At 47.8% G+C, this 18,429-nt stretch carries 16 protein-coding genes; 12 read left to right on the top strand and 4 right to left on the bottom strand.

What is annotated here, in order from left to right; translation table 11 throughout:
* Positions 1 to 139 precede the first annotated feature (139 nt).
* The 6 genes from A3750_RS05500 to A3750_RS05475 all read left to right on the top strand — a co-directional run bounded on the left by A3750_RS05500 (position 140) and on the right by A3750_RS05475 (position 5,427).
* Positions 140 to 1,411 (top strand): NAD(P)/FAD-dependent oxidoreductase, encoded by a 1,272-nt coding sequence (locus A3750_RS05500; RefSeq protein WP_068466033.1) that lies wholly within the window; start codon positions 140 to 142, stop codon positions 1,409 to 1,411.
* Positions 1,411 to 2,319: a DUF1365 domain-containing protein gene (locus A3750_RS05495; protein ID WP_068454035.1), complete on the top strand. Its 909-nt coding sequence runs from the start codon at positions 1,411 to 1,413 to the stop codon at positions 2,317 to 2,319. Before A3750_RS05500 ends, A3750_RS05495 begins: the two co-directional genes overlap by 1 nt.
* Positions 2,312 to 3,562 carry a cyclopropane-fatty-acyl-phospholipid synthase family protein gene (locus A3750_RS05490; protein ID WP_068454033.1) on the top strand — a complete coding sequence of 417 codons (1,251 nt, stop codon included), beginning with the start codon at positions 2,312 to 2,314 and terminating at the stop codon, positions 3,560 to 3,562. The genes A3750_RS05495 and A3750_RS05490 overlap by 8 nt, the downstream gene beginning before the upstream one ends.
* Positions 3,563 to 3,598: 36 nt before the next feature.
* Positions 3,599 to 4,144 (top strand): DUF2878 domain-containing protein, encoded by a 546-nt coding sequence (locus A3750_RS05485; RefSeq protein WP_068454031.1) that lies wholly within the window; start codon positions 3,599 to 3,601, stop codon positions 4,142 to 4,144.
* Between the two features lie 94 nt (positions 4,145 to 4,238).
* Positions 4,239 to 5,012 carry a hypothetical protein gene (locus tag A3750_RS05480; RefSeq protein WP_068548076.1) on the top strand — a complete coding sequence of 258 codons (774 nt, stop codon included), beginning with the start codon at positions 4,239 to 4,241 and terminating at the stop codon, positions 5,010 to 5,012.
* Positions 5,013 to 5,022: 10 nt separating this feature from the next.
* A complete protein-coding gene (locus tag A3750_RS05475) occupies positions 5,023 to 5,427 on the top strand; it encodes a hypothetical protein (RefSeq protein WP_068454027.1) in 405 nt (134 codons plus the stop codon).
* Positions 5,428 to 5,461: 34 nt separating this feature from the next.
* On the opposite strand, the gene A3750_RS05470 is transcribed toward A3750_RS05475, so the two are convergent.
* The 3 genes from A3750_RS05470 to A3750_RS05460 form a co-directional block, all read right to left on the bottom strand.
* A complete protein-coding gene (locus A3750_RS05470; RefSeq protein ID WP_197466229.1) occupies positions 5,462 to 6,466 on the bottom strand; it encodes a DUF523 and DUF1722 domain-containing protein in 1,005 nt (334 codons plus the stop codon).
* A gap of 100 nt (positions 6,467 to 6,566) precedes the next feature.
* A complete protein-coding gene (locus A3750_RS05465) occupies positions 6,567 to 9,713 on the bottom strand; it encodes an efflux RND transporter permease subunit (RefSeq protein ID WP_068454026.1) in 3,147 nt (1,048 codons plus the stop codon).
* The gene (locus A3750_RS05460; protein WP_068465612.1) at positions 9,710 to 10,822 is read right to left on the bottom strand and encodes an efflux RND transporter periplasmic adaptor subunit; all 1,113 of its coding nucleotides are present in this window, start codon (positions 10,820 to 10,822) and stop codon (positions 9,710 to 9,712) included. Before A3750_RS05460 ends, A3750_RS05465 begins: the two co-directional genes overlap by 4 nt.
* A 153-nt stretch (positions 10,823 to 10,975) precedes the next feature.
* Here A3750_RS05460 and folX point away from each other — a divergent pair, with 153 nt between their 5' ends.
* The 3 genes from folX (at position 10,976) to A3750_RS05445 (ending at position 14,428) form a co-directional block, all read left to right on the top strand.
* Complete coding sequence (gene folX / locus A3750_RS05455; protein ID WP_068456339.1) at positions 10,976 to 11,344, top strand: dihydroneopterin triphosphate 2'-epimerase; 369 nt, start codon at positions 10,976 to 10,978, stop codon at positions 11,342 to 11,344.
* Positions 11,345 to 11,390: 46 nt separating this feature from the next.
* A complete protein-coding gene (locus A3750_RS05450) occupies positions 11,391 to 12,023 on the top strand; it encodes a hypothetical protein (protein WP_156492404.1) in 633 nt (210 codons plus the stop codon).
* A gap of 182 nt (positions 12,024 to 12,205) precedes the next feature.
* Complete coding sequence (locus A3750_RS05445) at positions 12,206 to 14,428, top strand: NADP-dependent isocitrate dehydrogenase (RefSeq protein WP_068548075.1); 2,223 nt, start codon at positions 12,206 to 12,208, stop codon at positions 14,426 to 14,428.
* Between the two features lie 149 nt (positions 14,429 to 14,577).
* Here A3750_RS05445 and A3750_RS05440 read toward each other — a convergent pair whose 3' ends face one another.
* Entirely contained in the window at positions 14,578 to 15,573 is a 996-nt protein-coding gene (locus A3750_RS05440; RefSeq protein WP_068548074.1) for a 2-dehydropantoate 2-reductase, read from the bottom strand.
* A 329-nt stretch (positions 15,574 to 15,902) separates the two neighbouring features.
* Here A3750_RS05440 and A3750_RS05435 point away from each other — a divergent pair, with 329 nt between their 5' ends.
* From A3750_RS05435 to A3750_RS05425, 3 genes are all read left to right on the top strand, one after another.
* Positions 15,903 to 16,043 (top strand): hypothetical protein, encoded by a 141-nt coding sequence (locus A3750_RS05435; RefSeq protein ID WP_156492405.1) that lies wholly within the window; start codon positions 15,903 to 15,905, stop codon positions 16,041 to 16,043.
* 361 nt (positions 16,044 to 16,404) lie between these two features.
* Positions 16,405 to 16,770 (top strand): hypothetical protein, encoded by a 366-nt coding sequence (locus tag A3750_RS05430; RefSeq protein ID WP_068548073.1) that lies wholly within the window; start codon positions 16,405 to 16,407, stop codon positions 16,768 to 16,770.
* Positions 16,771 to 16,833: 63 nt separating this feature from the next.
* The coding region (locus tag A3750_RS05425; protein WP_068548072.1) for a methyl-accepting chemotaxis protein at positions 16,834 to 18,429 on the top strand (1,596 nt) is incomplete at its 3' end.

Here is an 18,429-nt window from a genome sequence, read left to right as displayed (position 1 = left end):
ACATTGCGTTCCCTCGCATGTTTATTTGGGCGTTGAAGGCAGTGTCTAAACTGCCGAGCAAACTCCGTTTTGCGTTATTAGGCAAAATGTCCCGTCATGAATCACAAATGATCACAGAATCTAAAGGAAGTTCAAAAGCATGATGACCGAAGTTCAGTCGTCACAAAAAATCGCCGTCATTGGTTCCGGTATTTCGGGCCTCACGACGGCCTACCTTTTAAGCCGCCGTCATGAAGTCACGGTGTTTGAAGCGAATGATTACTTGGGTGGCCATACCCACACCAAACATATAGAGCGTGGTGGCCGCCGTTTTCCGGTGAATACTGGGTTCATCGTGTATAACGATTGGACTTACCCAAACTTTATTAAGTTGATGTCGCAGCTCGGTGTGCAAACGCAAGAGTCGGACATGAGCTTTAGCGTGCATGATGAAAACAGCGGGTTGGAATACAACGGCACAAGTATCAACACCTTATTTGCTCAGCGCGTGAACCTGTTTCGCCCATCGTTTTTTAGAATGGTGAAAGACATCCTACGGTTCAACAAAGAAACGGTTGCGGCGTTGAATCGGGGCGACGACTTGAGTATGACCCTCGGTGATTACATAGAGGCGAACGGCTACTCTAAGGGTTTTCGAGACTACTACATCATCCCGATGGGGGCAGCGATTTGGTCTGCATCCACCGATGTGATGATGAATTTTCCGCTTGAGTTCTTTCTACGTTTTTTCAACAACCATGGCATGCTTAGCGTTGATGACCGCCCAACTTGGCGGGTTCTGTCGGACGGCTCGAGTGCCTACGTTTCTGAACTAATCAAGCCTTTTGAAGAGCGCATTCGTTTAAATACTCCCGTTCAGAAAGTGATACGAAGTAATAACAAGGTCGTGTTACGTACAAAGAATGGCGATGAAGAATTCGATCAGGTTGTGATGGCGTGCCACAGTGACCAGGCCCTCAAGATGCTTGCAGAGCCGACAGCTTTAGAACATGAGGTGTTGGGGGCGATACCGTATCAGGAAAACGAGGTGGTTTTGCATACCGATGAACGCTTGATGCCAAAGCGCAAATTAGCTTGGGCTGCTTGGAACTACCATATTCCACAGCGCCGGAGTGAGCATGCGATGGTCACCTACAACATGAACATCTTACAGAGCTTTGAAGATGCTCCGGAGACCTTTTTGGTGACGCTTAATCGCAGCACTGAAATCGACGAGAGCAAGGTAATCGAGCGTTTTAATTATGCGCATCCAGTATTTACTCAAGATGGCGTTGCTGCGCAAGCACGACATGGAGAGATTAGCGGGCACAACCGAACGCATTACTGTGGGGCGTATTGGTTCAACGGGTTTCACGAAGATGGCGTGAATAGTGCCTTGCGAGTGGCGCAATTATTTGGAATCACTCTGTAATGACGGCTTCGACGGGGGTAAAACACAGTTGTCTCTACAAAGGGTCAATTCGCCATCGTCGCTTTACGCCGGTCTCGAACGATTTTAAATATGACATGTTCATGTGGTTTTTGGATCTGGATGAACTAGACGCTCTCGTTCAAGAAAGTCGTTTTTTCAGTTTTCGCCGCTGGGCTCCGTTTCGCTTTGTCAGGGAGGATTACTTCGGTGACAAAGAGCAGGACCTGAAACAAGCGGTTATCGCGTCCGTCACATCGTTTTTTACACGCAACGATGTTCCACACGAACCGATTAAATCGGTTCGTGTATTGACGCACATCCGCTACTTTAATCTGATATTCAATCCGGTGAGTTTTTATTATTGCTTTGACGAGCACGATGAGTTGCTTGCCGTACTGGCAGAGATTACGAATACGCCATGGGGTGAACGGCACGCATATGTTTTGCCCTTTATCTCTAAGAGTGAACGCGATACCGACGTATATCAAAGCGCAGACAATGCAGCGCTCAACGTGACACACCTGCGTGAGGATGCAAAACGCTTTGACTTTGATAAAGCGTTCCATGTATCACCGTTTAACCCCATGAATATGGAATATAACTGGGTGTTCAAGCAGCCATCTGAAAAGCTTGCTGTTCACATGGAGAACACCATGAGTAAGGCAGCGCACGATCGTTCTGCCATTGAGAAACATTTTGATGCCACGCTAGGTATGCAACGTGTGCCTGTTGCCGCGGCTGCATCCGTCATCCTCAAACAGCCGTTTATGACCCTGAAAGTCGTCTTCGGCATTTACTGGCAGGCCTTGAAATTGTGGCTCAAGCGTAGCCCGTTTTATGATCATCCATCCTTATCCAGCGCTGATACAAACTTAGCGAATGAGAAAGCAGGAACACACTATGAATAGTCAAACAACCACTCTTCCAACAAGCCAGGGTTCCAGTTTTCAGAGCTTGGCCAAAAAAGCCGTTTTTAAACAACTCGAGAGTCTAGAGTATGGCCAGCTTGTCATTATTGATGGTGGAGTTAGGCACGTATTTGGCTCGAACGAGGGCAGCGATATTTATGGTGAGTTGAATATTGTTGATCGTGCCTGCTACGTAGATATTTTGACGGGTGGAAGCATCGGTGCAGCGGAAAGTTACATGACGGGTGATTGGACGAGTCCCGATTTAGCGGCGTTGATGCGTTTAATGGTCCGCAACATGGACGTGTTGGATGGTATGGAGGGCGGGCTCGCTAAACTCTCTAAACCTGTTCTGAAGGTGATGCATCGCCTGAACCAAAATACGGTGAAGGGCTCAAAGCGAAACATCGCTGCGCACTATGATTTGGGGAATGATTTTTTCAAGACCTTTTTAGACCCAACCATGATGTATTCGTCTGCATTGTTTCCGAGTGAAGATGCAAGCTTGGAAGAAGGCTCGTTAAACAAGCTGCGTACGATTTGTGAAAAACTCCAATTGAGCAAAACTGACCACGTTGTCGAGATCGGAACGGGGTGGGGCGGCTTTGCAATCTATGCAGCACAAAACTATGGGTGCAAGGTCACCACGACCACTATTTCACGTCAGCAATATGACTTGGCTTGCCAGCGCGTCAAGGAGGCGGGGCTCGAAGACAAAATCACCTTGCTACTTGAGGACTATCGAAAGTTGGAAGGGCAGTTCGATAAGCTGGTGTCCATAGAAATGATCGAAGCGGTTGGGTGGAAGTTTTATAACACCTACTATGAGACCTGTTCACGTCTTCTCAAGCCGGACGGTTTGATGCTGATTCAGGCGATTACCATTACCGATCAGAGATATGAGCGCGCTAAGCGGGATGTTGATTTTATTCAGCGTTATATTTTTCCTGGCAGCTGTATTCCGTCTTTGACTGCGTTGTCTTCTGCAATGCGCGATAGCTCAGATCTTCGCTTGGTTTCTCATCAGGATTTTGCTGAGCACTATGCACGCACGTTGCATATGTGGAACGAGGTCTGTAAACGAGAGTCTAAGGCGATCAGTAAGCTAGGCTACAGTGAGACTTTCCAGAGAATGTGGGAATTTTATTTGTGTTATTGTGAAGGTGGTTTTGCCGAGCGCTCAATTGGCGTTTCGCATTTATTGTACGCCAAACCGGCATTTAGAGGCGAAATAGTCGCTTAGTTCGCCATCTGTTAGAGAGGATGCATTGCGCGCCAAATGAATGATAAGTCGAGTATTATGACGCATAAGATTATCAATGCCGTGACCTTTCAGGCACTTTGGTTTACCGCGATATTGTCCGGTTGGTTGTATGCGCTTCCGTTGCTTTTCGTCCATTTGGGGCACTTTCTTTACGCCGAAAGAAGGGCAAAAGTACGCCTCGCGTGTATTGCATTGGCCGCGCTAGGGATGATGGCCGATAGTATTTTTGGTGTTTTTGGCATCTATCAGTTCAACGCTGGTAATGTCATGGTTATGGAACTGATCCCCCTGTGGCTCTGTTACATGTGGCTTGGCTTTGTGACATGCTTGCCTATCTCTCTGTCTTGGCTGCTGCGCTCGCCCGTCGTTTTGCTCGCTTTCTTTTCTATCGGTGGTGCGCTCTCTTACATCGCAGGGCGGAAGCTTGGTGCGCTCGACTTTCCTGATTCGTCGATCCCCTTTATTGCTGGGTTGTGGTTTGTTGTCGCCAGTGTGGTGTTGCTTGCGATCAAACAACAGCAGAGACAAGGCTCGCTTGGGCTTTGCCTTCAGAGCGATTAGCCCACCGGGATCGTTCCATACTGTCTTAAGTAAACCGTGTTACTCCGTCTTGCGTATTTCTAGTACAGTACAGTCAAGTACCCAGGAATGATTGATGCGATATTTTAGCTTTAAGTCTCTACTTAATTTTATTTTCTTTGCGTGTGCTTTCTCTCTCGCCTTATCTGTAAATGCGCAACAATTCAGCTTTGTTGGTAAAGCCACTGACATAGAAACGGGGGCGCTGCTATATAGCGAGGAGCACGCCATTTCACTTGATTCCGAAGGCGAGTATCTTAGTAGCGAAGTGCGCTACGTGGCTGCGGATGGATCGCTCATCGCGAGTAAGCGCCTTGATTTTGAGGCGAGCCAAACAGCCCCAACCTTAGATTTCCAATATCAGAATGCGGCCTTGCGTTATGGCTCAGAATATAGAGAGGGCATGTTTGTTCTCAAAACAGATCGATCCGAGATGCTCAAAGAGGACAGGATTTCCTTGAAGAACGACGCTTCGTTTGTTGTCGATGGTGGGTTCGATCGCCTGCTCGTGAAGCGTTGGGATAGCCTGCTTTCAGGAGATGAACACGAATTCGATTTTCTCGCTATTACGCGCGGATCCACCATCGAGTTTGAACTTAGCGTTGTTGCTCAAACCAGTGAGCGAGTGCGTTTTCAGATCAAGCCGAGCTCTTGGGTTATAGGCTTGCTGGTCGATCCGATTTTTCTGGAATACGACCGAGAGTCACGTTTGCTTATGCGTTATGAAGGGTTAACGAATATCGCTCTTTCTGATGGTGATGGAAATGCTGTCGCGGTCATTCAATATTTTTACGATGAAAAGGCCCGCTTTCTCGCTCTCAAGCGCATAGAAGCGGCTTCGGCCAGCTAGGAGAACGCTTATGTTGATTTTAAGGATCGTTGCAGGACTTTATCTTCTTAGCGGGCTTTGGTGTTTGATTCGACCGGACTTGGCGGCGAGCTATGTTGGCTATGAGATGACCGGCGTGGCGGCAACAGCAGAGTTCTTTACGGTTTACGGTGGTATTCAGTTGGGTCTTGGCATCGCGATGCTGTTGGGGTCTTTCAAAGAAGGATTTCAGGAGGCGACACTTTTTTTTGCCTTGGTTTTTTCGCTGACGCTGATTGGAACCCGTTTGATCAGTTTTATTATCTATCCCGAGGCCTTGGGCCATGTCGGCGCGTGGCTAATGGCAGAGATTGAGGGCTTTATCGCGCTTGCTCTAGGCGTTGCCTATTATAGAGCTGCACATCGCCAGCAAGTGATGCGCAGCTCTATGATCTAAGGCGGCAGTTAGACTTTCTTTCAAAAACGCCTCGCTACAAGGTGTTTAGTAGCGTCAACTCCGAAGGGTGAGGGGCGAGGTACTTGCAGTTGTTGACGAAGGGCTTGGGGTGGCGGCGAAAGTGATGTCGCATTAGGACGATCGGAACGATCAGTGGCACTAATCCTTCCCGATATTGCAAGATCGTTTCGACAAGCTCTGCCTTATCTTCTTTATCGATATCATTTTTAAGAAAGCCCTGCAGGTGTTGCAGTACGTTAACGTGATTTTTACGTGTTGCGCGGATCTTCAGAATTCTCATCATTTCGACAAAGTAGCACTCTGAAAGCGACTCCACTTTGGTTTTGTTTCCGTTACCAAGCATGGTACCGAGCGCACGCGTTCGATCTTGATCGTGACTTAAAAGAGCGTATTTGTAGGCGGAATGGAATTCCGTCAGTGCCTTCATCGTGAGCCCATTTTCAATGAGGTCTAACCAATCACGGTAAGCATAAACGCGCTTGATGAAGTTCTCTCGAAGCACTGGATCGCCCAAGCGGCCCTCTTCTTCGACCGGCAAATTGGGAAAATTGCGCAGCAGAACTTCGGCGTATAGACCGGCACCAATCCGCTCGGGCATGTTCTTTTTATAAACCTTCACTCTCTCCATGCCGCAACTCGGAGAGTCTTTTTTTAGAATGTAGCCACATAGTTCTTGATGCCAATGCGCTTGCTGCTCGGCGTTATCTCGCAGCCGCTCAGTGACGTCGTGGCCTTCGGTTTTGGTACCGACCGCACGAATGCCGTCTTCGGCCTCAACCAGTCGAATTGTTTCTCGTGGGGTGCCTAGTCCAATGGCCATTTCAGGGCAAAAAGGCCGAAAGGTAAAGAACTCGCCAAGCGTCTTCGTAATGTAAGAGTGATGTTTATGTCCAGTATCAAAGCGGACCTGTTCACCGAGTAGGCAGCTACTGATACCAATCTGAATGCGATCCTTATCCGGAAAAGCCTCTGCGGTATGTTGCATTGCTGGGGTCGAAGTATTCGCTTCGCTATTCATACAGTCTCCTTGGCTATTTTCCATATTTGAACAATTCGCTTGATTCTACGATGCATCACTCGCAGCCGATTGATTACTGGCGCGAACGTCGTAAAGAAGTTTAGTCAGAACTGATCGTTTTGCCGCGTTTGTTTCTCCACCAAGCGCTGGTGTTCGCGCCCAATACCAATAACGAGGGCGTCAACAACAGGGTCAGCACCGTAGCAAAACCCAAGCCCCCCGCAATGGCGCTTGATAGTTGTCTCCACCACTGTGTTGATGGCGCACCGAAGCTTACTTCGCGACCAATAAAATCAATATTCATGGCGAGTACCATTGGAATTAAGCCAAGAATTGTTGTGCCCGCCGTGAGCAATACAGGTCGTAGACGAATCTCTCCGGTTGCGAGCGCGGCGTCAAATGCAGAATAACCGTCTTTCAGGTAGGAGTTGTAGGTGTCGATCAACACGATGTTGTTATTTACGACGATACCGGCCAGCGCAATAATGCCCAAGCCAACCATGACCACCCCAAAGGGTTGGGCGGTAATCAAAAGGCCGAGCAGTACGCCAAAGGTTGAAAAAACAATCGCGCTAAGTACTAAAAAGCTTTGATAAAAACTGTTGAATTGAATAACCAGAATGAGCAGCATCAAGAAGATCGCCAAAATGAATGCCGTTAGCAAAAACGTCATGGTCTCTTGTTGATCCTGCTGCTCGCCTTTTAGTTTTAAGCGAACATCTGGCTTGAATGTCTCGCCTTCGACCGATGCAAAAAGCGCTTCAATTTTGTCTGTTGGCAGCAGGCCTTCTTCAACATCTGATTGCAAGGTAATGGCGCGCTTGCCATCCGCTCGTTTGATGGTGCCCGTTTTAGGTGCGGCCTCAAGAGAGACGAAGTTCCCAAGAGGGACCATGCCGACGCTCGTTTGAATTCGAAAACCTTGTAGTGACTCCAAAGTACGTTTGTCATTTGGAAAACGGATATTGATGTCAACTTCCTCATCGGTGTCGTCAGGTCTATATTCGGCGACCTTTACACCATTTGTGAGCAGTTGAATCGCGGTGCCGATTAAGACGATGTCCGCACCGGCGCGTGCCGCATCTTCACGGTTCACTTCGACTTGCCATTCAATACCTGGCAAGGCACGATCGTCTTCGATATTTTTAAAGCCGCCAATCTTGGACATGTGCGCGCGCAGCAGATCTATTGTTTCATCAATGTGTTCGGGATAGATCGCAGATACCTGAATTTGAATTGGCTTTCCACCTGATGGGCCGTTTTCAGCCTTGCGAAACTCTAATTTTACGCCGGGAATAGATTTCGTCATTTCTGCCATTTCGGCCAAAATAGCGCTAGCAGGTCGTCGTTCATCCCAATCGATAAATTGGAAGTCGACGGTGCCAATAACATCTTCTGTGAGTTGTCCATCAGGCTGGTTGAATGAGCGGGCGTAAACAGATTCCAATTCCGGCATACCATAAAAGAATTGTTCCACTTCTCGCAGAATAGCGTCTTTCTCAAAGACGGATAAATCACCACGCGCATATACCAACACTTTGGCGCTCTCTGGCTCGACTTCCGGAAAAAACTCAACGCCTTTCCCAAATGAACCGTAGGCGAACATGATCACCACAACAATGGCGATATTGGCAAACAGGGTGAGAGCGGGTCGTCGAAGCATGGAACGCAGCAGATGAGAATATGCCTTGGTAAAGGCGTTCTCTGCTTGATCGCTTTCCTTCACGGCCTTACTACCGCCAAGTCCAGCACCGAGAACCGGTAAGAATATAAGCGCGACGACGAGAGACGCACATAAACAAATAATCACCGTGATGGGCAGAAACTTCATAAACTCGCCGACGACGCCTGGCCAAGCAATCAACGGCACGAATACCGCAAGCGTTGTTGCCGTGGAGGCGATGATCGGCCATGCCATACGTCGAGACGCTTTTGAAAAGGCACGCGCGGGGCTCAGCCCGGCTTCCTGATTTCGAGAAGCGAGTTCAGTAACAACGATCGCGCCATCAACCAGCATGCCCACCACCAGAATCAAACTGAACAGCACGACAATATTCAGTGTTAAACCCATGGCGTTGATAATCAACATGCTGCTTAAAAATGAAGCGGGGATCGCAATGCCAACGAGAATGGATGAGCGGACGCCAAGGGCACCGACGATCACAATCATGACCATGATAATGGCACTTATGACATTATTCTGTAGATCTTCGAGCATGGTGATAATGTCTTTCGACTTATCGAAAATGATGTTGTGCTCTAGTGTTTCTGGCCAATATTGTTTCTTCTCAGCCACAATCGCTTTTATGTCATCGATGACCTGGATGATATTGGCGCCGAGGCGCTTTTTGACTTCAAGGGTGAGCGCTGGCTCGCCATTTACGCGTGCGAAACCGCCTGGATCTTTGAAGGTACGCCGCACAGTCGCAACGTCTCGAAAGGCGACGACTGTATCGTTCTCGATCTTGATGGGCATCGACATAATGTCATCGAGGTCTTCAATAATACCCGAGACCTTTAGAATTTGACGGCCCGAACCATTATCGATCGCTCCAGCGGCGACCAATCGATTATTTCGAGAAACAATCGATAAGACGCTTTCAAAGTTGATGCCATAGGTTTCAAGCACCAATGGATCAACCACCACTTCTAGCAGCTCTTCGCGATCACCACCGATGTCGACTTCTAACACGCCGGCTAGTGCTTCGATGTCATCGCGCAAATCGCGCGCAATGGCGAGCAGATTGCGCTCTGGTAACGGCCCGCCAAGGCTCATGCTCATTACTGGGAAGAGGGCAACATTAATTTCGTTGACGGTTGGATCATCGCTGCCCTCAGGTAGCTTCGATTTTGCGCGATCTACTTTCTCTCGAACATCCTGTAAGGCTGCATCGCCATCAAAGCCAGCATCGAATTCTAATGTGACCGAGGCATGACCTTCGCTCGCAACCGCGCTCATTTCTTTGATGCCCTCAATGGACTTAAGCTCTTTCTCCATTGGGCGAACGAGGAGACGCTCGGCATCTTCGGGCGAGATACCCTCATAGCCCATTGATACATAAATATAGGGAATGGGGATGTCTGGCTCTGACTCTTTCGGGATCGTGTTATAGGACTGAATGCCGGCGATTAATAAGAAAAATAGGATTAGCAGCGCGGCACGGCGTCGTCGAATCGCCCAGTCGACGATATTGGGTTTATGATCGTCCGAGGAGCTGGTAGCGCTGAGGTCTGTTTTGGCAATCATGCATCACCCTCGATGCTCACTTCGACGGTTTGACCTTCAGCGACAAAGGCTTGGCCTACTACAATGAGTCGCAGCTGCTCAGGTAAGCCGGATAACCAAACGCCATCACTGTCGTTTTTGATGATCTCTACCTCGTGGCGAACCACTTGATTGTTGTCATCCACTGCATTGACGAAGATGCTGCCATCTGCCGCAAGCGAGAGTACAGAAGACGACACCTTGTGCGCTTGCAGTTCGCCAAGGGTAAGTCCGACAGAGGCGCTTTGTCCAAGCCGCATGTTTGCCGCCGGTTTTGCATTCGCTTCGACGCGGAATGTGCGTGTGGCAGGATCGGCATAGCTGGATATGTAGCTCAGCTTACCCTCGATACGTGTTCCATCGAGAAGCTTGGCGGTGAGAGTTTGGCCGACACTCAGCTTTGAAATATGTTGTTGTGGCACCCGTGCGACGATTTTAACTTGGGTATCGTCAATCAGATTAGCAATCGGATCGCCTGCGGAGACGTAGTCTCCAAGTTCAACATGACGTTCATTGACGATGCCAGCAAAGGGAGCACGAATAATCGTTTGGCCAAGCTCTACTTTTATCTGCTTCACAGATGCACGCGCAGCAGCGACATTTGCGACGGCTTGCTCAAGCTGATTGCCAGAGATCATACGTTTGGTTTTGAGCTGGTTCGCGGCTTCCAGTTCTGCTTCTCTTAATTTGAGTTCAGCCTGAGCTTGGTCAAGGCGAGCCTGCCGATCATCTGTGGCGATGTTCACCAAGCGCGTTTCGGCCTTTACACGCGTGCCGTTTTCAATCAACACGGCTTCAATCTTACCGTGTGTCTCTGATTTAACCGTGATCGTGCGCGATGGATTGACGGCGCCTTGTAAAGTGATGCTGTCGGCGACAGGTACGGCCGACATCTCGCGAATAATGACTTTGAAGCTTGGTTTGCTCGTTTCGGCTTTGTTGCTGCCTTCGAGCTTGGTCGTTTCGAGGCTGGCATCGGCCGAGTCTGCGGTTTCAGGCTTTTCTGTATTGCTAGAGCCGAAGGTGCCCGAAAGAACCCAAAGAAGGACGAGAACAGAGAGTATTGAAGCAATAACAACAGAGCGATTCATTGGCTACTCGAGATAAGTTTTTAAAGGGTGAAGCGTGTTTGGCGCATATTTTGAGATAGCCAACTATTCTGACGCAAATGCCACCTCAATCCAATTGGTGTTTAAGGCTTTTGGTGTTAGATTTGTGGCCAAATTCCAATAAACGAGACATTCGTGGCAAATCACCTCGCACATATCCATATCGAAAATTTACGCTTACGCACATTTATTGGTTTTAATCCGGAAGAACTGGAGAAGAAGCAAGATGTGGTGATTAATCTTGAGCTGGATTACCAAGCCGATACAGCATGTAGCAGTGATGAAGCGGACGATGCGTTGAACTACAAAGTCATCACCAAGGCGGTGATTCGCCTAGTTGAAGAAGGGCGCTTTAAATTGCTGGAAAAACTCTGTTCGGACATATTGGATCTGGTGTTGTCACATAACGAGGTCGCGTCTGCTCGGGTTAAAGTTGAAAAACCGCACGCGTTGCGTTTTGCCGATTCTGTCTCCATTACCTTAAGTTCTCAGACTGATGTTTAAAATGATTCAAATGCGATCTTCTAAAAGGCGTGGCCCAAAGGGCGTCTTGAACGATATTGTTTTGCGCGCACTGTGTCTTGTTGCGTTGTTGGTGGCGCTTGCAGGTTGTTCGACGACCACGTCGAATGTGCGCGATGTGATGGACGAGGTGGATCGCAGTGAGCTTGGTTTTATTCGCATGGCGGTGACAGGCGATGCGATTCAGACTGCATTGCAAGACAGTGAGCGTCTATTTGAGTTGCACAGCGACAGCGCAGAAGTACTAGAGCTCGTGCAGACGGTCGTTCGTTACTATGGTTTTACGCTCGTCGATGAGGACGACGCGGATTTTGTTCTAGATATTCAGCAGGCCGTTCCGGATGGGGGAGCGTGTGTGCATGGAGTTGAGTCATTCAGAGATGGCTTTACGTATTCTACCTCGGTTGTGACCTTTGGCATTGTTCCTGCCAAGGCGGCACATTGTATTGTGATTACGGCCGAGCTATATCAAGGCTACAAAGACGAGACCACGGTGATCGGTGAGTTTATTTCAAACCGAGGCTGGGTGCGCATTTACGCTGGTGTTGGTGAGATCGATAATTACCGTAAAACGGTCAAAGCGCGTGATGAGGTTAGGGCAATCGAAGCCTCGACTGCGGGCTTACTTAACCTTTTAATTGAGGAAGGCGCGTTTAAATAAATAATTGTCATATTGTTCCACTAATCTTCTACTAAACTTACAGGTTTACTTGGCCAGATGTTGGCCATTTCTTGCGTATTTCGCTAGTATTGTGGCGATTTTTCTCGCCACTGAGGGAGACGACCAAAAGTTGTCCTGTACTCAGATTCTGGCAATTTCTACCGATACCGTTTGGGGAAGACATGTCTAATAAAATTATCTACACGAAGACAGATGAAGCACCGGCACTTGCCACGTATTCACTATTGCCGATAGTGAATGCATTTACCTCGGCTGCAGAAGTAAGTGTTGAAGAAAGTGATATCTCTCTGGCAGCAAGAATGCTGTCAGCATTTCCAGAATATTTGAAAGACGAGCAGCGTGTCCCGGATGCATTGAATGATTTGGGCCAGCTAACGCTAAAGCCTGAAGCGAACATTATTAAACTTCCGAATATCAGTGCTTCTATCCCTCAGTTGAAGGCGGCAATCGCAGAGTTACAAGCGCAGGGTTATGACCTACCGGCATATCCTGATGAGCCAAAAAACGATGAAGAAGCCGATATTCAAGCGCGCTACGCGAAAGTATTAGGCAGTGCCGTTAACCCTGTATTGCGCGAAGGCAACTCGGACCGTCGCGCGCCAAAAGCCGTTAAGGCCTATGCACGCAAGCACCCTCATTCTATGGGTAAGTGGAGCCAAGCGTCGCGCACGCACGTTGCACACATGTGGGATCATGATTTTTATCACAACGAGAAATCGACGATTGTTGATAAAGCGTGCTCAGTAAATATTGAGCTTGAAACCAAAGATGGCCAGAAAAAGGTCCTGAAAGAAAACTTAGCTTTACTTGAAGGCGAAGTCATAGACGGAATGTTTATGAGCGTGAAAGCGCTTCGTAACTTTTTTGAAGAGGAAATGGAAGGCGCAAAGCGCGCAAATATTCTGTTTTCTCTGCACGTGAAAGCCACCATGATGAAGGTGTCCCACCCGATCGTGTTTGGTCATGCTGTCACCGTCTACTTTAAAGACGTTTTTGAAAAACATGCCGAGACATTCGAAAAGCTGGGCGTGAATCCGAATAACGGGCTGAGCAATGTGCATCAGAAAATTCAGGAGCTTCCGTATTCGCAACGTTCTGAAATTGAGGAAGATATTCGTCGCTGTTATGAGAATCGTCCAGAGTTAGCGATGGTCGATTCGGATAAGGGCATTTCGAATCTTCACGTACCGAGTGACGTGATCGTCGATGCCTCCATGCCAGCGATGATTCGTGTTGGCGGTAAAATGTGGGGCACGGATGGCAAGTTGAAAGACACCAAAGCGGTCATCCCTGAAAGTACTTATGCAACGATCTATCAGGAAGTCATCAATTTCTGTAAGCACCACGACAATTTTGATCCGACTACGATGGGCACTGTTCCAAACGTTGGTTTGATGGCACAAAAAGCAGAAGAGTACGGTTCGCACGACAAAACCTTTGAGCTTGCCGCAGATGGCGTTGTTCGTGTGGTTGACGATTCAGGCAAGGTGTTGATGTCACACGATGTGGAAAAGGGTGATATCTGGCGCATGTGTCAGACCAAAGACCTGCCGATTCGTGACTGGGTGAAACTTGCAGTGACGCGAGCGCGCGCGAGTGGTATGCCTGCCGTCTTCTGGTTGGATGCTGAGCGTCCACACGACGCCTCAATGATTTCAAAAGTCGAAATGTATTTGAAAGATCACGATACCGACGGCTTGGATATTCGAATTCTTTCTCCTGATCAAGCTATTCGCCTAACCATGGAGCGTTTGATTCGCGGACAAGATACGATTTCTGTCACCGGTAACGTGCTCCGCGACTACCTAACAGATTTGTTCCCAATTCTCGAACTCGGCACCAGTGCAAAAATGTTGTCGATTGTGCCCTTGATGGCAGGTGGCGGTTTGTTTGAAACAGGCGCTGGTGGTTCTGCACCGAAGCACGTCCAACAATTTAACGAAGAGAATCACTTGCGCTGGGACTCGCTTGGCGAATTTCTAGCGATTGCTGTCTCTTTGGAAGACTTGGGTGAGAAAACAGATAATCCTCATGCGAAGATCTTAGCCAAAACCTTAGATAAAGCGACCGAAGTTTTCCTCGAGGAAAATAAGTCACCTTCACGAAAAGTGGGTGAGGTCGATAATCGCGGCAGCCACTTTTATCTGGCACTTTATTGGGCCGATGCACTGGCCACGCAGGATGAAGACCCTGCATTGAAAGCTAAGTTTACTGCGCTGGCCAAAGAGTTGCGTGATAACGAGGAAACAATCATCGGCGAGATGCTTGCTTCACAAGGGCAACCAGTCGACGTAGGTGGTTATTATCACCCTAATCAGGAGCTGGTTAGCTCTGCAATGCGCCCAAGTGCAACCTTGAATAAGATCATCGACTCTTTTAAGTAAAGGTAGATCTATTTGGCCGGGTAAGAGCGTTTGCATTTTTCCCGGCCAGTTCTTTTTATTCTTTCTCTTCGTGTTTTAAACGATGTTTGGCTTAGTGCCAGTCGATTCCTTTGTTGTCGATCATGCTCTTATGAACATGGCGATCGTCTTTAGATATGTAACTCGCTGAGCGCTACTTTCTGGCCCTTCTCCAGCTTTTCGATTAGCCGACAAACGCGCTCATTCGCTGGGCAAGCAATGCCTGCTTCTTTTGCGAGGCGAACCACCATCCCGTTAAGAAAAGAAATCTCGGTTTTCTTTCCTGCCTGAATATCTTCCCACATGGAAGAGCGCGCGAGTGGGTCAATTTCCAGCATGCTCTTAGCTGCGCGTTTAAAGATAAAGTTTGGCAGTGAAAGGAAGGCAGGCAAAAGCGCCGGTGGGATTGGTGCAGATAGAATCAGACTTTGTTTTCGATATTTGCAAACAGCCAAATATTCTCGCATGGTTGCCGCAACGACGAGACGTAAACGTCGAGTTTCGAGTTGCTCTTTTAAAGGCATATTCGAGAGAGCGTTAATCGCATTGTTTAAATTGAGAAGCAGCTTGCCATACACCACGGGTTGAATATCTTGGTATAAGCTCAGCGCTCTGTTTGACGTTTGAAATGCAGCATCTAGCCGCAGGGTTAAAGGAGTAGATTGAAGCTGTAATACACCTTCCGTGCCTTGGTGAAACTTTATACCGTCGTTTTCCGAAAGCGTGACGACATTGAAAGGAATGATGCCTGAATAGCAATTGGATTGATGCTCGAGTTGCGGAAGTTGCTGAAAAGCATTCAAACCGTTTTGTAAAAAGTGCATTTCGCAACCCGCGTTCGAAAGTTGAACGAGATCATCGAGCGCACCTTCAAGTTGATGGCACTTGAGTGTGACCAAGCAGAGATCGAAATGCTGTGAAGAAAGGTCTGGTAAAACCGTGTTCAAACTGGGTAGCGCAACCGAGCTAGCCCTTCCCGTATAGTCACTATAATGAAGCCCTCCTGAACGTTCTAAGTCTTTGCGAATGCGTGGCCGGCAAACCAGGCTTGTCTGCACTCCAGCTTCTTTGCATTGCGCCGCGATGTAGCAGCCTGTTGTACCGGCTCCGTATATAAGAATGTGCAATGGCGTACCTTTTGAAAGTCAGTGTTAAGGCGTGACTAAATCACCACCGAGTTAGATCAAGTATGTTCGAAATGTTATCGATGCATGTTACATGGTGGTGCGGTTTGGTCAAAATTTGTGCGTAGTATTGCTCGTCCAAGAATCAGTATGGTCTACTGATTTGCTTGTGTCTTTCGTTAAGTTACTGAATTATATGGTATAAACCTGTTTTTTCTGATTGTTGGCAAGCTATATGCAAAGTGTTAGTTGACGGACTGATTGGCGCAAAGCAGTAAGTGCGTTACGCGCCAATCAGCTCAGCTGATTCATTTATAACTGAGGGCGTTTGCTTGTTGCAAGTGAAATGCCGAGGGGTAGCAGCAATGAAAAAAGTACTAGGTGTAGCGTTATTTGAATTGGAAGGTTCTACTGAAGAAGCAAGCTTTGGAGCCCTTAAAGAATATTTTGAAGCGATGTATTTCGCCAACTAATTAAGCAATTAAGCAATTAAGCAATTAAGCGTGTGCCGAACATACGATCGGAATTTATTCACAGAAAGAAAAAACAAAATCAGAAGCACAAGAAGAACCTAAGTTCTCTGAAAAAATATAAACAGTGTGTGTAGCCCGAGAAAGTTTGAGTCTTTTTTAGGCAAAAAGTTACAAGGATAATTCGTCATGGACGATTATAGCGGCCCGGGGACTGGCCGCTTTTTTTTTGCCTCGAAACCTAGAAAAAACCTTCGTTTCTATTTATTTATAATCGTTCGATTCTCGAATTATCAACTATATTTTACCTTACACTCTGCCTTTCTTATGTAGGTTTTTCTTACCTCTTTTGGAATCATCATTGATGAAGATCAGAAATAAATTCCTCTTGTTTATTTCTGTGCTTACCGTTTCCTCCATGACTGTTTTAGCCACCGTTCTGTCTACCTCGGCTTATGAACATGCGAATGTGTTTTTAGAAACTCAAGCAGAAGAGCATCTGGTCTCTATTCGCGAGATCAAAAAGACGCAAATCGAAGACTATTTTCAGACGATTCAGAGTCAGGTGATTACTTTTTCTAAAGATCGCATGATCGTGAATGCGATGCGGGAGTTTAAGCAAGGCTTCTCAGAATTCCGAGACCAGATTGACGCGACGCAGCTCTCATCCCAACGGGCTAGCTTGCAGTCGTATTATCAAGATCAATTTGCTAATGAGTATAAGTCGTGAAATGGGGGTGACAGTGTTTCTGTAGGCTCGCTATACAGTTCGCTTGACGAGGATTCCATCGCATTGCAGCACGCGTTTATCTCGGGAAACCCTGAACCCCTTGGTTCAAAGGATGGTTTAGTTGCGTTAAACGACAACAGCCTCTATGCCAAGTTGCATGAAGTTTATCACCCGCCAATCAGAGACTACCTAACGCACTTCGATTACTACGATATATTTTTGGTGGATGCCGAGTCGGGAGACGTTGTGTATTCGGTGTTTAAGGCGCTGGATTTCACAACCTCGCTTTATGACGGTCCCTATGCCGATTCCGGCATTGCGCGTGTTTTCAAACAGGCGGTAAAGGCAGATGCTCCGGATCTGACTTTTATCGATGATTTTCATCCCTACTTACCTTCCTACCAAGATCCAGCGGCATTTATTGCATCGCCGATTTACGATGAAGGTGAAATGACGGGAGTACTTATTTTTCAGATGCCTATTGATACGATCAATACGATCATGACGCATAACGAAAAATGGGTAGACAGCGGTTTAGGTGAATCTGGAGAGACGTACCTAGTCGGACAAAATAAGAAAATGCGCAGCATGAGCCGATTCTTAATTGAAGATAAAGAGGGCTACTTGGCTGTGCTGCAAACCGCAGGTGAACGTAGCGGTGTGATCGATGAGATTGCAGCAAAAGGGACTAGTATTGGGCTTCAGTCAGTCAATACTCCAGGCGTTGAGCAGGCATTGTCGGGTGAGTCTGCTTTCGCAATTTTTGAAGATTATAGAAAAGTACCCGTACTTTCCGCTTATGCGCCGCTTGCGATAGAGGGCTTGAATTGGGTGATTATGAGCGAGATTGATGAGGCTGAGGCCTTTGCCCCAGGCCTAAGACTGCGAGAGGAAATTGTCGGCATATCGATTCAGGTTTTACTTGGGGCCTTATTGATTGTGTTGTTAGTTGCCTATGTAGTGGTGAGGATGCTGGCTCGGCCCCTTGAGTCTCTAGGGCGTTTTCAGGTTGAGGTTTCGGACATCATACAGAATGCGGACCTGACGAAGCGATTGGATGTTCGCGGTAAGGATGAGGTGGCGCAAGCGGCGAATGCGGTGAACACCTTGCTTGAAGAATTCCAGATGGCGATTTCTTACATGATGAATATCGCTTCTCGACTTAAGTCAGGTGCGGCCTCGCTGCATGAGAAGACGCGCCTAAGCGTGGATGCGAGCCAAGCCCAAAGAGATCTCAGTGATGTCATTGCCAGTGCTGTTACCCAAATGACTTCGTCTGCGGGGGAAGTATCCAGAAGTGCTGAGGGTACCTCTGTGGTGAGCGTGAAGGCGAGTGATGCATCAAAGCAAAGCTGCGAATTTATGAATGTTCGAGTAGAGCGGATTCGTGCTCAAGCGACAAACATCAGTGCGATTGACCTAGAACTTATGACGGTTGTTGAGGCGAGTAAAGAAATTTCACAGATTCTCGAAGTGATCAATGACATTGCAGAACAGACAAACTTACTTGCCTTAAACGCGGCCATTGAAGCGGCTAGGGCGGGAGAGCTCGGGCGCGGTTTTGCCGTGGTAGCGGATGAGGTTCGATCTTTGGAGCAAAAAACGCATGACTCAACAGAGCAAATTAAGGGGGCGGTTTCAGGGCTTTATGAAGCGATT

Source organism: Oleiphilus sp. HI0079, assembly GCF_001635105.1.
This window is presented reverse-complemented; position numbering and strand designations above follow the sequence as displayed.